This window comes from Amycolatopsis cynarae (genome assembly GCF_026802195.1).
Lineage (GTDB): Bacteria > Actinomycetota > Actinomycetes > Mycobacteriales > Pseudonocardiaceae > Amycolatopsis_E > Amycolatopsis_E rhizosphaerae.
The window spans coordinates 4,595,867-4,611,430 of record NZ_CP113836.1 but is presented as its reverse complement, the minus strand read 5'-3'; the positions used below and the strand labels follow the sequence as shown (position 1 = coordinate 4,611,430).

The window sequence follows — 15,564 nt, the reverse complement described above, 5'->3', positions numbered from 1 at the left end:
CCGGTTCACCTCCGGTCCAGCAGGGAGGCGGCTTGCCCGGCGAAGGTCGCGTCCCCCGTCGCGACGGCGCGTTCGAGCAGCGGCCGGGCGGCCGTTCGCTCGCCCCGGTCGAGCAGGATCTCGCCTGCCCGGCAGGCGGCCTCCGCGACGAGTTCCGGATCGCCGGTCCGCTCGAGGGCGTGCCGGTACCACCTCAGCGCCGCGGGCTTGTCGCCCAGCTGGTAGCACAGTTCGCCGAGATGCGCCGCCGCGAGAGGAGCGTCGCCGTGCCCGGACTCGGCGATGCGCCCGAACCAGCGCAGAGCCTCGGGCAGGTCCCGGCGCCGCTTCGCGAGGAGGCCGAGGTTGTTCCTCGCGTCGTGCGCCCGCTGCGGGTCGTCGCTGTCGGCGACCCGCAGCCACCATTCGCGCGCCGAGTCGTCGTCGCCGTCCCGGTAGGCCAGCACACCCAGGTCGTACCGGGCGGCGGTGGCGTGTTCCGTGCCGAGCCCGGCCAGTTTCAACAACGCGGCGCGGGCCGCTTGGTGGTGACCGGTCAAGCGCAGGGTCTGGGCGTGCGCGAGGATCGCATCCGGGTCTTCGCTTTCCGCGACGCCGGCCAGGGTCGCCAGGGCTGCCTCGAGGTCGCCCGCTTCTCGCTGCAGCACACCGAGAAGGGTTGTCGCCCTGGTGATCACATCGGCACGAGGCTCGGCGCCCGGGGCGGCGAACAAGTCGGACAACTGCGGGATCGGGAGCGGGTCCGCACGGGCGGTCCGGACGGCCTGGCGTAAGGCATCCATGGCCGCGGCGCGCTCCTGCGACTGGACCAGTGACTCGGCCAGGGCCAGCCAGGCCGACGCGGCGAGGCGCGGATGATCCAGCGCCACCGCCTGTTCGGCCGCGCGACGGGCCGCCGGCCGGTTTCCCAGACCGGCGTTCAGCGCGTGCAACGCCAGTGCCGCCCAGAAGCCGTGGTCCGCGTTCCAGCGCCTCAGCAACCCCGGCAGCACCGGGGGCGCGCCGGGATCCAGCAGGATCCGGCCCCATTCGAGGGGGGACCAGACGCTGTCGTCACGCACCTGAGCCGCCACGTCCTCGGTGAAGTCCAGGTTTCGCAGCAGTTCCGGGAGCTCGTGGCCGCCCGCGCTCAGCGCCCGGTGCCATGCCCCGAGCCCGGCCCGGGCGTCGTCGAGCAGAAAGGACACGAATCCGCACAGCAGCGCGGCAGGTCCGGCCACGTCGCCCTGGCTTCCGGCGGCGAGCCGCAGCGGGTTCGACGCGGCCTCCGGGGCATCCAGTGCCAGGTTCGCCCAGCCCAGCACCAGCAGGATCCGCGGCAGATCACCCGATGGCGTGCCCTCCAGCACGCGGCGGCACGTGGTGACCGCGTCCTCCGGAGCGGTGAGGAGCTGCCGAAGGGCCAGTCCCAGGCCCGCCGCCGAGGCGACCTCCGCATCGGTGGACCCCGTGAGCACCCGTAATGCCTGTTCGCCACCACGGCGATCGCCCGCGTCCCACCGGTGCAGGGCCTCCACGACAGACGTGTTCATGCAGAGCCGATCCCCTTCCCCTCACGACAGCCGGTCCGCGTGATCGAACCGTAGCGCCCGGTCACCCACCCGGGTGCCGCACCTGCTCACCGGGCCCGGCCGGGACCAGCCGAACCCGCGGCCCGGCGGCAGAAGTGCGAGGTGCGGCGGGGTGCGGTATGGGTGTCCTTCCCGCCGGTGGCGATCGGTGCGCAAGGCGCACCGGCTCGCCGCGGCCTGCCGTGCCGTCGGTAACCTTCCGGGCGTGTCGGTCAACAACCACGGGAACAACCACGGCAGCACGACGACGCCGCGGCCGGTCCCGGAAAACCCGGTCAAGGCCGCGATCGCGCCTCCACGCCCCGCGCGGATCGAGCCGGTCGGGCTCACCACCCTGGCCGCCCGCGCCGATGCCCGGCTGATCCTGCCCGCCGAGGCCGGGGAGGCCGCCGAGAGCGCCGAAGTCGCCGTCACCGGTGCCACACTGCGCGCCCAGCACGTCTTGCCGGGCGACCTGTTCGCCGCGCTGCCCGGGGCGCGGGTGCACGGTGCGGACTTCGCCGCCGAGGCGCTCGCCGCCGGCGCGGCCGCCGTGCTCACCGACGCCGAAGGCGCCGAGCGGCCCGCGGTGCGCGACGCCGCCGTCCCGGTCCTGGTGCACCCCGATCCCCGCGCCGTGCTCGGCTCGGTCGCCGCGTGGATCTACGGCGAGCCCTCGCTGCGGCTGGCGGTGCTCGGCGTGACCGGGACCTCCGGCAAGACCACCACCTCCTACCTGGTCGAGTCCGGGCTGCGTGCCGCGGGCCACACCACCGGCCTGATCGGCACCGTGGAGACCCGGATCGCGGGGGAGCGGCTGGCCAGCGCCTTCACCACGCCCGAAGCCCCGGACCTGCAGGCGCTGCTCGCGGTGATGGCGGAACAGGGCGTGACCCACGTGCCGATGGAGGTGTCGAGCCACGCGCTCGCACTGGGCCGGGTCAACGGCACCCGGTTCGCCGTCGGCGCGTTCACCAACCTCTCGCAGGACCACCTGGACTTCCACCGGGACATGGAGGAGTACTTCGCCGCCAAGTCCCTGCTGTTCGACGGCCGTTCCACCACCGAGATCGTGGTGGTGGACAGTGCCTGGGGACAGGCGCTGGTCACCCCGCACACGGTCACCGTGTCCACCGAGGCCGGGGCCGAGGCCGCCTGGACGGTGAGCGAGCTGTCGAGCACCCCGACCGGGGAGCAGGCGTTCACCCTGCACGGCCCGCGCGGGCGTTCGGCACGGGCGACGCTGCCCCTGCCGGGCACCTTCAACGTCGCCAACGCCCTGCTGGCGGCCGCGATGCTGGACGCCGCCGGGGTCGGCATGGACGACATCGTCGCGGGACTGGCCGCGGTCGAGGTCCCCGGGCGGATGGAACGGGTCTACCTCGGCCAGGACTTCGCCGCTGTGGTGGACTATGCGCACAAGCCCGCGGCCGTCGCCGAGGCACTGGACGCGCTGCGGGCCCGCACCGAGGGACGGATCATCACGGTGCTGGGCTGCGGCGGCGACCGCGACAGCGGCAAGCGCCCGCTGATGGGCGAGGCCGCGGCGCGGCGCAGCGACGTGCTGATCGTCACCGACGACAACCCCCGGTCGGAGGATCCGGCGGCCATCCGCGCCGCGATGCTGGCGGGGGCGCGCTCGGCGGGTACCGGGGGACGGGTGCTCGAAATCGGGGACCGGCGCGCGGCGATCGTCCAGGCGGTCGGGTTCGCCGGCCCGGGGGATGTGGTGCTGATCGCGGGGAAGGGACACGAAACCGGCCAGGAGGTCGCCGGTGTGGTGCATCCCTTCTCCGACCGTGACGAGCTGGCCGCCGCCATCCGGCGCCGGCTCGAAGGACAACAGGAGTAAGCACTTGATCTCGCTCAGTCTGGCGGACATCGCCGGGATCGTCGGCGGGCGGCTGCACCGCACCGACGGCAGCCCGGTGGTCACCGGCAGCGTGGAATTCGACTCGCGTGAGCTCACCCCCGGCGGCCTGTTCGTGGCGCTGCCCGGGGAGAAGGCCGACGGGCACGACTTCGCCGCGCAGGCGGTCCAGGCGGGGGCGGCCGGGGTGCTGGCGGGCAGGCCTGTCGACGCGCCCGCGGTGCTCGCGCCACCGTTGCCGCCCGGGCAGGCGCACGAGCGGTCGGTCGCGCTGGCCGGGGACCGCGACGGCACCGGCGCGGCGGTGCTGGCCGCGCTGGGGAAGCTGGCCCGCCACGTGGTGACCGAACTGGCCTCGCACGGGCTCACCGTGGTCGGGGTGACCGGTTCGTCCGGCAAGACCTCGACCAAGGACCTGATCGCGCAGCTGCTGGAACCGCTCGGGCCCACGGTGGCGCCGCCCGGTTCGTTCAACAACGAGCTGGGCCATCCGTGGACCGCGCTGCGGGCCGACGAGACCACCCGGCACCTCGTGCTCGAGATGTCCGCGCGCGGGCCCGGCCACATCGCGGAGCTGGCCGCGATCGCCCCGCCCCGGATCGGCGTGGTGCTCAACGTCGGCAGCGCCCATGTGGGGGAGTTCGGTTCCCGCGAGGGCATCGCGCAGACCAAGGGCGAGCTCGTCGAAGCGCTTCCGGAGGACGGGCTCGCCGTGCTCAACGCGGACGATCCGCTCGTCGCGGCGATGGCGTCCCGCACCCGCGCCAGGGTGGTGCGGGTCGGTGAGCACCCCGGCGCCGACGTCCGGGCCGAGGACATCACCCTCGACGAGCACGCACGCGCTTCCTTCCGCCTGGTGACCGCCGAGGGGCAGGCGCAGGTGACTCTTCCGCTGCACGGCGAGCACCACGTCGGCAACGCGCTCGCGGCCGCCGCGGTCGCGTTGGAACTCGGCTCCACGGTGTCCGAAGTGGCCGCACGCCTGTCCACTGTGGAACGCCGTTCGGCGCGGCGGATGGAGGTCACCACCCTGCCCGACGGGGTGACCGTGCTCAACGACTCCTACAACGCCAACCCCGAATCGGTGCGTGCCGCGCTCAAGGCACTGGCCTCGATGAGCAGGGGCCGTCGATCTTGGGCGGTCCTCGGTGTCATGGGCGAACTGGGTGCCGATAGCGTGAGGGCGCACGACGAGATCGGCCGGCTCGCGGTCCGGCTCAACATCAGCAGGCTCGTGGTGGTCGGTGACCAGGCCGCCGCGATGCACCAGGGAGCCAGTCACGAGGGCTCCTGGGGTGAGGAGTCGGTTCTGGTGCCCGACACCGAGGGCGCCATCGCCCTCCTCCGTGCCGAGCTGAGCCCCGGTGACGTCGTGCTGGTCAAGGCTTCCAAGGTCGCCGGGCTGTGGCGGGTGGCCGACGCCCTGATCGAGGACCGCGCCTCCGGCCGGGACTCCTCGGGCACTTCGAACGGTAAGGATGGTGTTGCGTGATCAGCATTCTGATCGCGGCGGCGATTGGTCTCCTGGTCTCCATTCTGCTCACGCCGTACCTGATCCGGGTCTTCTCCCGGCAGGGTTTCGGTCAGGAGATCCGCGAGGAAGGCCCCCAGGGCCACAAGTCCAAGCGCGGCACTCCGACCATGGGCGGGGTGGCGATCATCGTCGCGATGGTGGTCGGCTATTTCACCGCGCACCTGGTGAACTGGCTCGCCTCCGGGAGGGACGCGCCCTCGGCGTCCGGGCTGCTGGTGCTGTTTCTGGCCGTGGGCCTGGGCGTGGTCGGTTTCCTCGACGACTTCATCAAGATCCGCAAGCAGCGCAACCTCGGCCTGAACAAGACCGCGAAGCTCGTCGGCCAGCTGGTGGTGGCGGTCGCCTTCGGCGTGCTGGCGCTGCAGTTCGCCGACCGGACCGGGCTTACCCCGGCCTCGCGCAACCTCTCCTACGTCCGTGACATCGCGCTGATCACCTTCCCGTCCGTGCTGTTCGTGGTGTTCTGCTACATCGTGATCTCCGGCTGGTCGAACGCGGTGAACTTCACCGACGGCCTCGACGGCCTGGCGGGCGGCACCTCCGCCATGGTGCTGGCCACCTACGTGGTGATCTCCTTCTGGCAGGCGCGCCTGGCCTGCGTGGTCAGCCCGCAGCCCGCCTGCTACGACGTGCGGGACCCGCTGGACCTGGCCGTGGTGGCCGCGGCCGCCACCGGCGCCTGCTGCGGGTTCCTGTGGTGGAACGCCGCGCCCGCCAAGATCTTCATGGGGGACACCGGCTCGCTCGCGCTGGGCGGTCTGGTCGCCGGCCTGTCCATCACCACCCGCACCGAACTGCTGGCCATCGTCATCGGCGGCCTGTTCATGGTCGAGATGATCTCGGTGGTGCTGCAGATCGCGGTGTTCCGGACCACGCGGCGGCGGCTGTTCCGGATGGCCCCGTTCCACCACCACTTCGAACTGGCCGGGTGGGCGGAAACCACGGTGATCATCCGGTTCTGGCTGCTGGCCGCCATCTGCTGCATGTTCGGCCTCGGGCTGTTCTACAGCGAACAACTGGGCGCGGGAGGCTAGCCGGTGTTCGCCGGAACGAACGTCCTGGTGGCCGGGGCCGGGGTCACCGGCCGCTCGGCGGTGCCCGCGCTGCTCGCGCTGGGCGCGCACGTCACCGTCACCGACGGCGACGCCGCCCGGCTCGCCGAGCTGGAGGGACTGGGCGCCACCCTCGTGCCCGGGCTGGCCGAGCCGCCGGAGGGCACCGGTCTGGTGGTCACCAGCCCCGGCTGGCGGCCCTCCTCGCCCCTGCTGACCGCCGCCGCGCGCGCGGGCATCGAAGTGATCGGCGACGTCGAACTGGCCTGGCGGGTCGGGCGGACGCGGGAGCACCCGCCCACCTGGCTCGCGGTGACCGGGACCAACGGCAAGACCACCACGGTCGGGATGCTGGAGTCGATCCTGCGTGCCGCCGGCGTGCACGCCATCGCATGCGGCAATGTCGGTTTCCCCGTGCTCGACGCGGTCCAGGCCGGGTACGACTGCCTGGCCGTGGAGCTGTCCAGCTTCCAGCTGCACTGGTCGAGCACCCTCGCGCCGCACGCGTCGGTGGTGCTCAACGTCGCCGAGGACCACCTGGACTGGCACGGCAGCCTCGAGGCCTACGCCGCCGACAAGGGCAGGATCCACGCCCATGCCGCGACCGTGGTGCACAACGCCGACGACCCGTGGTCGGCGAAGCTCGCCGAGGACCACGCGCCCCGCGGTGCCCGCCGCATCGGCTTCCGCCTGGACACTCCGCACCAGGGCGAACTCGGCCTGGTCGAGGACCTGCTGATCGACCGGGCCTTCGTCGACGACCCGGCCCGGCACGCCGAGGAGCTGTGCTCGGCGCCCGAGGTCCGCCCGGCGGGCCCGCACAACCTCGCCAACGCGCTGGCCGCCGCCGCGCTGGCCCGCGCCTACGGCGTGCCCACCGCCGCGGTCGGTGATGGGCTGCGTGCCTTCCGGCCCGGTGCGCACCGCGCGGTCGAGGTGGGCGATGCGGGCGGGGTGCGCTACATAGACGATTCCAAGGCCACCAACCCGCATGCCGCGGCCGGTTCCCTGCTCGCCCACCCGGACGTGGTGTGGGTGGCCGGGGGACAGCTCAAGGGCGCGTCGGTGGAGGACCTGGTCGCCGTGGTGGGTCCCCGCCTGCGCGGTGCGGTACTGCTGGGCGTGGACGCCGAGGTGTTCGCGGGCGCTCTCGCGCGACACGCGCCGAATGTCCCCGTGCGGCGCGTCGCTTCGGGTGACGATGAGCCCATGAGAGCGGCGGTGGAGGCGGCGCGGCAACTGGCGCGCCCTGGCGACGTCGTGCTGCTGGCTCCGGCCGCGGCTTCGCTGGACATGTTCCGGGACTACGCCCACCGCGGTGACGCCTTCGCCGAAGCGGTGAGAGCGCTCTCCGGAGCGGAGGGGCAGGCCGGTGCCTGAGCGCCTGAGCCTCACCGCGGGCAGGCAGCGCGCCGGGCGGCGCCGGTGACCGGGCAGGGAGACCACGCGAGTGACCGCGGTTGAGGACAAGACCGGAACGAGCCAACGCAGGCCCCGGCGCAAGCGGCAGGACGGCCGTGCCGCCGGGGTCTACTCCGCGCTGACCGCGTGGCTGTCCCGCCCGCTGGCGGACTTCCACCTGGTGCTGGCGCTGACCGGCCTGCTCACCTCGATCGGCGTGGTGATGGTGCTCTCGGCCTCGTCGGTCGCCTCGGTCGACCCGGCCACCGGCTCCGGCGTGTACTCGCTGTTCAAAAAGCACCTGGTGTTCGTGGTCACCGGGGCGGTGGTGTTCTGGATCGGCCTGCGGCTGCCCCTGCGGCGCACCCGGGCGCTGTCCTCGACCGCGGTGCTGGTCTGCCTGCTCATGCTGGCACTGGTGCTCACCCCGCTCGGTTCGTCGGGCGGCGGGGCACAGCGGTGGTTCGTGCTGGGCGGCTTCTCCGTGCAGCCCGTCGAGTTCACCAAGGTCGCGCTCGCGCTGTGGGGCGCCCATGTCCTGGTCACCAAGTACGCGATGCTGCACCAGTGGCGGCATCTGCTGGTCCCCGTGGTGCCGGTCGCGCTGGTGATCTTCGCGCTGGTGATGGCGCAGCCGAACCTGTCCGGAACGATCACCCTCGGCGTGGTGCTGGCCTCGCTGCTGTGGTTCGCCGGCGCGCCGAAACGGCTGTTCGCGGTGCTGTTCGCGGGCGGGGTGGCCGGGGCGGTGACGCTGGCGCTGACCGCCGGGTACCGGCAGTCGCGCGTGCTGTCGTTCCTCTCGCCCGGCTCCGACACCAGCGGCGCGGCCTACCAGGCCACGCAGGCGAAGTACGCGCTGGCCGACGGGGGCCTGTTCGGCAAGGGCCTGGGCCAGGGACCGTCCAAATGGGCCTATCTGCCCAACGTGCAGAACGACTTCATCTTCGCCGTGATCGGCGAGGAACTGGGCTTCATCGGCTGCATCGTGGTGATCGGGCTGTTCATCGGCCTGGCCATCGTGGGCCTGCGCATCGCCACCCGTAATCTGGACCCCTGGATCCGGATCGTGGCCGGCACGCTCACCGTGTTCACGGTGTCCCAGGCGGGCATCAACATCGGCTACGTGGTCGGCCTGCTGCCGGTCACCGGGGTCACGCTGCCGCTGATCTCGGCGGGCGGCACCTCGATCTGGGTCACCATGTTCCTGATGGGGCTGCTGGCCAACGCGGCCCGGCACGAGCCGGAGTCCGTCGCGGCGCTGCGCTCCCAGGGACCGGGTAAATTCGGTCGTCTGCTGCGGCTTCCCGCACCCGAGGTGTACCGGCCGCCCACCAGGCGGCGTTCCGGCGGGCGCGTGGCGACGCCGAAGCGGGCACGGCCGTCCGCACGGGGCACCCGCTCCGCCCAGCCAGCGGAGCGCCGCCGCGCGGCGCCGGACTACGGTAGACGTTCGACACGGAGAGGGACCACGTGAGCCAGGCCGTAACCGGACGAGCCCCCACCGTCGTGGTGGCGGGGGGCGGCACCGCCGGACATATCGAACCCGCGATGGCGCTGGCCGACGCGGTGAAGCGGCTGCGGCCCGACGCCACGGTCATCGCGCTGGGCACGGCGCGCGGGCTGGAGAACGAGTTGGTGCCGGCGCGCGGGTACGCGCTGGAACTGATCCCGCCGGTGCCGCTGCCGCGCAAACCCACCACGGAGCTGCTGCGGCTGCCGTTGAAGGTGCGGGACGCGGTGAAGCGGGCGCGGGAGGTGCTCGACCGGGTCGGGGCCGACGTGGTCGTCGGCTTCGGCGGTTACGTTTCCCTGCCGGCGTACCTGGCCGCGCGCGGGCGGGTGCCGATCGTGGTGCACGAGGCCAACCAGTCCCCGGGGGTGGCCAACCGGGTCGGCGCCCGGTTCGCCAGCCGGGTCGCGGTCGCGGTGCCCGGGACGCCGCTGCCGAACGCGGAGGTGGTGGGGATCCCGCTGCGGCGGTCGATCACCTCGCTGGACCGCGCCGCGCTGCGGGCGCAGGCCCGGAAGCACTTCGGGCTGGACCCGGACGCGCCGACGCTGCTGGTGTTCGGCGGCTCCCAGGGCGCGCGCTCGATCAACACCGCCGTTTCGGGCGCGGCGAAGGACTTCGCCGACGCCGGGGTGGGCGTGCTGCACGCCCACGGCCCGAAGAACACCCTGGCCGTGCAGGAGTTCCCGGGCCGGCCGCCGTACGTCCCGGTGCCCTACCTGGAGCGGATGGACCTCGCCTACGCGGCGGCCGACCTGGTGCTGTGCCGGTCGGGCGCGATGACCGCGGCGGAGGTGTCGGCGGTGGGCCTGCCCGCGGTGTTCGTCCCGCTCCCGCACGGGAACGGCGAGCAGGCGGTCAACGCCCGGCCCGCGGTGGACGCGGGCGCGGCCCTGCTGATCGACGACGCGGACCTCACCGCGGCGAAGGTGGCCGAACTGGTCATCCCCCTGGTCACCGATCCGGACCGGATCGCGAAGATGAGCGCCGCGCAGGTCGGTCTCGGCCACCGCGAAGCCGACGAGGTGCTGGCCAGGATCGTGCTGGAGGCGGCGAAATGAGCGTTCCGGAACAGCTGGGCCGGGCCCACCTGATCGGCATCGGCGGGGCGGGCATGAGCGGGATCGCGCGGATCCTGCTCGCCCGCGGCGCGCGGATCTCGGGCTCCGACGCCAAGGATTCCCGGGCCTTCCTCTCGCTGCGGGCGCAGGGCGCGCGCATCGAGATCGGGCAGCGGGCGGAGAACCTCGGCGACCCGTCGGCGGTGGTGGTCTCCACCGCGATCAAGGACAGCAACCCCGAACTGGCCGCGGCACGCGAGCGCGGGATCCCGGTGCTGCACCGGGCGCAGGCGCTGGCGCTGCTGATGGAGGGGCACCGGGTGGCCTGCATCGCCGGAACCCACGGCAAGACCTCCACCACGTCGATGCTCACCGTCGCGCTCCAGCACTGCCGGCTGGACCCGTCCTTCGCCATCGGCGGGGATCTCAACGAATCCGGCGCCAACGCCCACCACGGCGAGGGCGGCATCTTCGTCGCCGAGGCCGACGAGAGCGACGGCTCGTTCCTCACCTACTCGCCGTCCGTGGCGGTGGTGACCAACGTCGAGCCGGATCACCTCGACCACCACGGCACCCCCGAGGCCTACGCGGCGGTGTTCTCCGCGTTCGCGCGGCGGATCCGGCCGGGCGGCCTGCTGATCGTGTGCGGCGACGACCCCGCGGCGGACGCGCTGGGCGCCGAGGCGGAGGCCGCGGGCACGCGCGTGGTCCGCTACGGCCGCTCCGTGACCGGCGAGCGGGACGCGCGCGTGCTCGACTACCGGCCTGCCGAGACCGGCGGGCTGGTGCGGATTTCGCTGCTCGGCCAGGAACTGGACGTGCGGGTCGCGGTGCCCGGCGAGCACATGGCGCTCAACGCGGTGGCCGCGCTGCTGGCCGGAGCCGAACTCGGCGCCCCGGTCGACGGGCTCGTCGAGGGCCTGGCGGCCTTCGGCGGGGTGCGCCGCCGCTTCGAGTTCAAGGGTCGCTCCGGTGACGTGCGGGTGTACGACGACTACGCCCACCACCCGACCGAGGTGGCCGCCCAGCTGCGGGCGGTGCGCCAGGCCGCGGGCAGCGGCCGCGTGCTCGTGGTGTTCCAGCCGCACCTGTACTCGCGCACCAGGACCTTCGCCACGGAGTTCGCCCGCGCCCTCGGGCTGGCCGACGAGGTGGTCGTGCTCGACGTCTACGGGGCACGGGAGGAACCGGAGCCGGGGGTGACCGGCGCGCTGATCGCCGACCGCGTCGCCGGTGCCGGGGTGCACTACGAGCCCGCGTTCGACCGGGTGGTGCCGCTGGTGGCGGACCTGGTCAAACCCGGCGACCTGGTGGTCACCATGGGCGCGGGCGACGTCACCCAGCTCGGCCCCGAGATCCTCGCCGAGCTCGACCGGCGCTCCGGCGAGGACGCCCTCCGGTGAGGGCGGCGGCCTGATGGTCACGCGGGAGCGCGGGCAGCGGCGCGGACCGGCCACGCGGCGCGGCACCGGGCGGCCCGACCGGAGGCGCCCTCCCCAGCCCGCTCGTCCGAAGACCAGGGCCGCGTTGCGTCGCCGTGCGCTGCGGCGCCGGTGGGTGGCGCTGCTGACCGTGGTCACCGTGCTCGCCCTCGCGTACGTGGTGTGCTTCACCTCGCTGTTCGGGGTGCGCACCGTCGAGGTGAGCGGGGCGGCCGCCGTTCCCGTGGACCAGATCAGGGCCGCCGCCCAAGTGCCGGACCGGGCCCCGATGCTGCTGCTGAACACCGGGGAGATCGCCGGACGGGTCGCCCAGCTGCCCGGTGTGGCCTCGGTGGAGGTGAGCCGGTCGTGGCCGTCCACGGTCCTGATCACCGTCACCGAACGCGATCCGGTCGCCTTCTTCGCCGCCGCCGACGGGGTGCACCTGGTGGACGGGACCGGGCTGGACTACAAGACGGTCAAGAACCGGCCGGACAAGCTGCCCGAGCTGAGCCTGGCCCGCGTCGCGCCGGACGATCCGGTGACGCGCTCGGTGACCGCCGTGCTGCGGTCCTTGCCGCCCGAGCTGAAGACCCAGGTCGCCACGGTGCGGGCGAAGACGCCGGGGGGTGTGGAGTTCACCCTCGCCAACGGGAAGGTGGTGCGCTGGGGGAGCGCGGAGGACCCCGACCGCAAGGCGAAGGTGCTGGCCGTCCTGCTCACCCGCGAAGGCAAGACCTACGACGTGGCCAGCCCCGAACTGCCCACCATCTCCTGACCCCGAGGCTCCAGTGCCGGGAGGGGGACCCCTCACGGCGACGCGGAATCGCGGCGTTTCAGGCCAGGGCGGCGTCGAGGGTGATGGTGGTGCCGGCGAGGGCCTTGCTGACGGGGCAGGTGCGTTCGGCGGTCTTGGCCAGTTCGGCGAAGGCGTCCGCGTCGACCCCGTCGACGGTGGCGCGGAGGGTGATCGCGATGCCGCTGATCTCCAGGCCGCCACCGGTGGCCGGGCCGAGGGTGACCTCCGCCCGGACGTCGATCGCGTCGGCGACCAGGTTTTCCTTGGCCAGTACCCCGGAGAGGTTCATCGCCAGGCAGGACGAGTGCGCGGCGGCGATCAGCTCTTCGGGACTGGTCTTCCCGTCGGGGCTCTCGGTGCGCGACGGGAAGGTCACGTCGAACTCTCCGGCGCCCGACGAGACGAACGTGACGTGGCCGGTGCCGCTGCGCAGATCGCCCGTCCAGCGGGTCGTCGCGGTGCGGATCGTCATGGCTCCTCCTGGCGGGAAATCGGGCCGGCTGTCGTACCACGATGGCAGACTCCGGGCCATGACCGACGCACCCAAGCGGGTTGAGCCCGCGTTCTCCGGCGGGCAGCGGGAGCAGCTGACCGCCTTCCTCGACTACCTGCGCGGCACCGTCACGTGGAAGTGCGGGGGCCTGTCCGACGAGCAGGCGCGCCGCAGCCTGGTGCCGAGCGAACTCACCACGGTCGCCGGTCTCCTGCAGCATCTCACCTACGTCGAGGAGTACTGGTTCGGCGTGGTACTCGACGGGCGGCCCGATTCCTGGAAGGACGCGCTGGAGGAGGATCGCGATGCCGAGTTCCGCCTCGCCCTGGGCAAGCCGATGAGCGAACTGCTGGCCGGGTACGAGCGCCAGTGCGAACGGAGCCGGGAGATCACCGCGAAGCTCGCGCTGGAGGACGAGGTCCCCTTCCGCGGCGGCACGATCAACCTCCGCTGGGTGCTGATCCACCTGATCGAAGAGACCGCGCGGCACGCCGGGCACCTGGATCTGTTGCGGGAAATGACCGACGGCTTGACCGGAGAGTGATCTTCGCGGGAAAGTGGTGACCGCCAGGACCGCCGCACGGGCCGGTTCCGCCGTGTGTTCCGCTGTGCCGCCCGGTGATTTTGCACCGGGCTCGGCGACACGCGGCGTGGCTGCTGGATTCCGGCGTGCCTGATCCCTACCGTCCTGCACCAAGCTGGAAGTTGACATAACTCTAAGCCTTGAGTTTAGGTTGAGGGTTTTGGCTGGTGCCCCGTGTCGGCCGTGTCGGTTTCTGGCGAGCGGTACGAGTACTTACGATCAGGAAGGCGGACCCGATGACGCCCCCGCACAACTACCTCGCGGTGATCAAGGTCGTCGGCATCGGCGGTGGCGGCGTGAACGCCGTGAACCGCATGATCGAGGTCGGCCTCAAGGGTGTCGAGTTCATCGCGGTGAACACCGACGCGCAGGCACTGCTGATGTCCGACGCCGATGTCAAGCTCGACATCGGCCGCGAGCTGACCCGCGGTCTCGGCGCCGGGGCCAATCCCGAGGTGGGGCACAAGGCGGCCGAGGACCACCGCGAGGAGATCGAGGAGGTGCTCAAGGGCGCCGACATGGTCTTCGTGACCGCGGGTGAGGGCGGCGGCACCGGCACCGGCGGGGCGCCGGTGGTGGCCTCGATCGCCCGCAAGCTCGGCGCGCTGACCATAGGCGTGGTCACCCGGCCGTTCACCTTCGAGGGCAAGCGTCGCGGCAAGCAGGCCGAGGACGGCATCCAGGCGCTGCGCAACGAGTGCGACACGCTGATCGTCATTCCCAACGACCGGCTGCTGCAGCTCGGCGACATCGGGGTGAGCCTGATGGACGCCTTCCGCTCCGCCGACGAGGTGCTGCTCTCCGGTGTGCAGGGCATCACCGATCTGATCACCACCCCGGGTCTGATCAACCTCGACTTCGCCGACGTGAAGAGCGTGATGTCGGGGGCGGGCAGCGCGCTGATGGGCATCGGTTCGGCCCGTGGTGAGGGCCGGGCCGTGCAGGCCGCGGAGAAGGCGATCAACTCCCCGCTGCTCGAGGCTTCGATGGAGGGCGCGCACGGCGCGCTGCTGTCCATCGCGGGCGGCTCGGACCTCGGTCTGTTCGAGATCAATGAGGCCGCCTCGCTGGTGCAGGAGTCGGCCCACCCGGACGCCAACATCATCTTCGGGACGATCATCGACGACTCGCTCGGCGACGAGGTGCGGGTGACCGTGATCGCCGCCGGGTTCGACGCCGGCGCCCCCACCCACAAGAAGCTGGAGCCGCCGACGGTCGGTTCCCGGTCCACCACGGCCTCGGCCGAGGCGGGCCAGGTGCGCACCGCGCCCACGCCGTCGACGCCGCCCCCGCCCGCCTCGAACGCGTTCCCGCCGGTGACCCCGCCGCGCAGCCCGGCCCCGAGCTACCCGGCATCGCAGACGCCGTCCCTGCCGCAGCCGGGCCCGGGCAGCCGCAGCTACCCCGGTTCCCGCACCACACCGGGCGCCCTGCCCAGCCGTGCCGTCCCGGTCACCGACGACCCCACCGACGACGAGGTGGACGTCCCGCCCTTCATGCGCCGCTGACCCGCGCCACCGGCCGTCCGGCGGCGTGGGAAGGTGAAGGGGTGCGTGTCAGGCGAGTGGTGACGACCCGCGACGGCGGGGTGTCGACGGGGAAGTTCGCGTCGTTCAACCTTGGTGATCACGTCGGGGACGATCCCCGGGCCGTGGCGGCGAACCGGAAACGGCTCGCCGGGGAGCTGGGGCTGGACCGGATCGCGTGGATGGAGCAGGTGCACGGGCGCACGGTGACCGTCGTGGACGGCACCGAACGGGGCCCGGCCGAGGCCACCGACGCGCTCGTCACGGCGACCCCCGGGGTGGCCGTGGCGGTGCTGGTGGCGGACTGCGTGCCGGTGCTGCTGGGCGATCCGGAGGCCGGGGTCGTCGCGGCGGCCCACGCGGGCCGGGTCGGGGCGCGGATCGGCATCCTTCCGGCGACGGTGAAGGCGATGACCGAACTGGGTGCCGAGCCCGGTCGCATCGAGGCGCTGCTGGGGCCGTCCATCTGCGGCGAATGCTATGAGGTCCCGGCCGAGATGGCCGCTGACGTGGAGAAGCACCTGCCGGGCAGTGCCAGCCGGACCCGCAGGGGCACGCCCGGTCTGGACCTGCGTGCCGGGTTGTGGCGTCAGCTCGCCGAGGCGGGCGTGGGCAGGATCGGCGTGGACCCGCGGTGCACCGCCGAGGAGCCCAGCCTGTTCAGCTACCGGCGGGAAGGCACCACCGGCCGGATCGCGGCGGTCACCTGGACGGAGACGGAGGCCGCATGAGCGATCATGGCGAAGCCGCCGCTCATGCGG

The 15,564-nt window shown here is 72.8% G+C and carries 13 protein-coding genes; 11 read left to right on the top strand and 2 right to left on the bottom strand.

Annotated features, from left to right (window positions below; all coding sequences use genetic code 11):
• Positions 1–5: 5 nt before the first annotated feature.
• Positions 6–1,532: a tetratricopeptide repeat protein gene (locus ORV05_RS21990; protein ID WP_268753905.1), complete on the bottom strand. Its 1,527-nt coding sequence runs from the start codon at positions 1,530–1,532 to the stop codon at positions 6–8.
• A 325-nt stretch (positions 1,533–1,857) separates the two neighbouring features.
• Here ORV05_RS21990 and ORV05_RS21985 point away from each other — a divergent pair, with 325 nt between their 5' ends.
• The 8 genes from ORV05_RS21985 (at position 1,858) to ORV05_RS21950 (ending at position 12,180) form a co-directional block, all read left to right on the top strand.
• The gene (locus tag ORV05_RS21985; RefSeq protein ID WP_268759858.1) at positions 1,858–3,402 is read left to right on the top strand and encodes a UDP-N-acetylmuramoyl-L-alanyl-D-glutamate--2,6-diaminopimelate ligase; all 1,545 of its coding nucleotides are present in this window, start codon (positions 1,858–1,860) and stop codon (positions 3,400–3,402) included.
• A gap of 4 nt (positions 3,403–3,406) precedes the next feature.
• A complete protein-coding gene (locus ORV05_RS21980; protein ID WP_268753904.1) occupies positions 3,407–4,912 on the top strand; it encodes a UDP-N-acetylmuramoyl-tripeptide--D-alanyl-D-alanine ligase in 1,506 nt (501 codons plus the stop codon).
• A complete protein-coding gene (mraY, locus tag ORV05_RS21975) occupies positions 4,909–5,988 on the top strand; it encodes a phospho-N-acetylmuramoyl-pentapeptide-transferase (RefSeq protein WP_268753903.1) in 1,080 nt (359 codons plus the stop codon). The genes ORV05_RS21980 and mraY overlap by 4 nt, the downstream gene beginning before the upstream one ends.
• A gap of 3 nt (positions 5,989–5,991) precedes the next feature.
• Positions 5,992–7,386: a UDP-N-acetylmuramoyl-L-alanine--D-glutamate ligase gene (gene murD / locus ORV05_RS21970; protein WP_268753901.1), complete on the top strand. Its 1,395-nt coding sequence runs from the start codon at positions 5,992–5,994 to the stop codon at positions 7,384–7,386.
• Between the two features lie 70 nt (positions 7,387–7,456).
• On the top strand, positions 7,457–8,884 hold the full coding sequence (gene ftsW, locus ORV05_RS21965) for a putative lipid II flippase FtsW (RefSeq protein WP_268753900.1): 1,428 nt from the start codon (positions 7,457–7,459) through the stop codon (positions 8,882–8,884).
• Positions 8,885–8,958: 74 nt separating this feature from the next.
• Entirely contained in the window at positions 8,959–9,981 is a 1,023-nt protein-coding gene (gene murG / locus ORV05_RS21960) for an undecaprenyldiphospho-muramoylpentapeptide beta-N-acetylglucosaminyltransferase (RefSeq protein WP_268759857.1), read from the top strand.
• Positions 9,978–11,384 (top strand): UDP-N-acetylmuramate--L-alanine ligase, encoded by a 1,407-nt coding sequence (gene murC / locus ORV05_RS21955; RefSeq protein ID WP_268753899.1) that lies wholly within the window; start codon positions 9,978–9,980, stop codon positions 11,382–11,384. Before murG ends, murC begins: the two co-directional genes overlap by 4 nt.
• Positions 11,385–11,397: 13 nt before the next feature.
• Entirely contained in the window at positions 11,398–12,180 is a 783-nt protein-coding gene (locus tag ORV05_RS21950) for a cell division protein FtsQ/DivIB (protein WP_268753898.1), read from the top strand.
• Positions 12,181–12,238: 58 nt separating this feature from the next.
• On the opposite strand, the gene ORV05_RS21945 is transcribed toward ORV05_RS21950, so the two are convergent.
• Positions 12,239–12,673, bottom strand: a complete 435-nt coding sequence (locus ORV05_RS21945) for an OsmC family peroxiredoxin (RefSeq protein ID WP_268753896.1) — start codon at positions 12,671–12,673, stop codon at positions 12,239–12,241.
• Positions 12,674–12,731: 58 nt separating this feature from the next.
• On the opposite strand from ORV05_RS21945, the gene ORV05_RS21940 reads away from it, so the two are divergent.
• From ORV05_RS21940 to pgeF, 3 genes are all read left to right on the top strand, one after another.
• A complete protein-coding gene (locus tag ORV05_RS21940) occupies positions 12,732–13,238 on the top strand; it encodes a DinB family protein (protein WP_268753895.1) in 507 nt (168 codons plus the stop codon).
• Between the two features lie 275 nt (positions 13,239–13,513).
• A complete protein-coding gene (ftsZ, locus tag ORV05_RS21935; protein WP_268753894.1) occupies positions 13,514–14,785 on the top strand; it encodes a cell division protein FtsZ in 1,272 nt (423 codons plus the stop codon).
• Between the two features lie 41 nt (positions 14,786–14,826).
• The gene (gene pgeF / locus ORV05_RS21930) at positions 14,827–15,534 is read left to right on the top strand and encodes a peptidoglycan editing factor PgeF (RefSeq protein ID WP_268753893.1); all 708 of its coding nucleotides are present in this window, start codon (positions 14,827–14,829) and stop codon (positions 15,532–15,534) included.
• The last annotated feature ends 30 nt before the right edge of the window (positions 15,535–15,564 follow it).

Bases quoted from the DNA above. Each gene is read 5' to 3' on its own strand.
- ORV05_RS21940 (WP_268753895.1), top strand. From the start codon at position 12,732: ATGACCGACGCACCCAAGCGGGTTGAGCCCGCGTTCTCCGGCGGGCAG.
- murG (WP_268759857.1), top strand. From the start codon at position 8,959: ATGGCGCTGGCCGACGCGGTGAAGCGGCTGCGGCCCGACGCCACGGTC.
- ORV05_RS21990 (WP_268753905.1), bottom strand. From the start codon at position 1,532: ATGAACACGTCTGTCGTGGAGGCCCTGCACCGGTGGGACGCGGGCGAT.
- ORV05_RS21950 (WP_268753898.1), top strand. From the start codon at position 11,398: ATGGTCACGCGGGAGCGCGGGCAGCGGCGCGGACCGGCCACGCGGCGC.
- ftsZ (WP_268753894.1), top strand. From the start codon at position 13,514: ATGACGCCCCCGCACAACTACCTCGCGGTGATCAAGGTCGTCGGCATC.
- ORV05_RS21945 (WP_268753896.1), bottom strand. From the start codon at position 12,673: ATGACGATCCGCACCGCGACGACCCGCTGGACGGGCGATCTGCGCAGC.
- murC (WP_268753899.1), top strand. From the start codon at position 9,978: ATGAGCGTTCCGGAACAGCTGGGCCGGGCCCACCTGATCGGCATCGGC.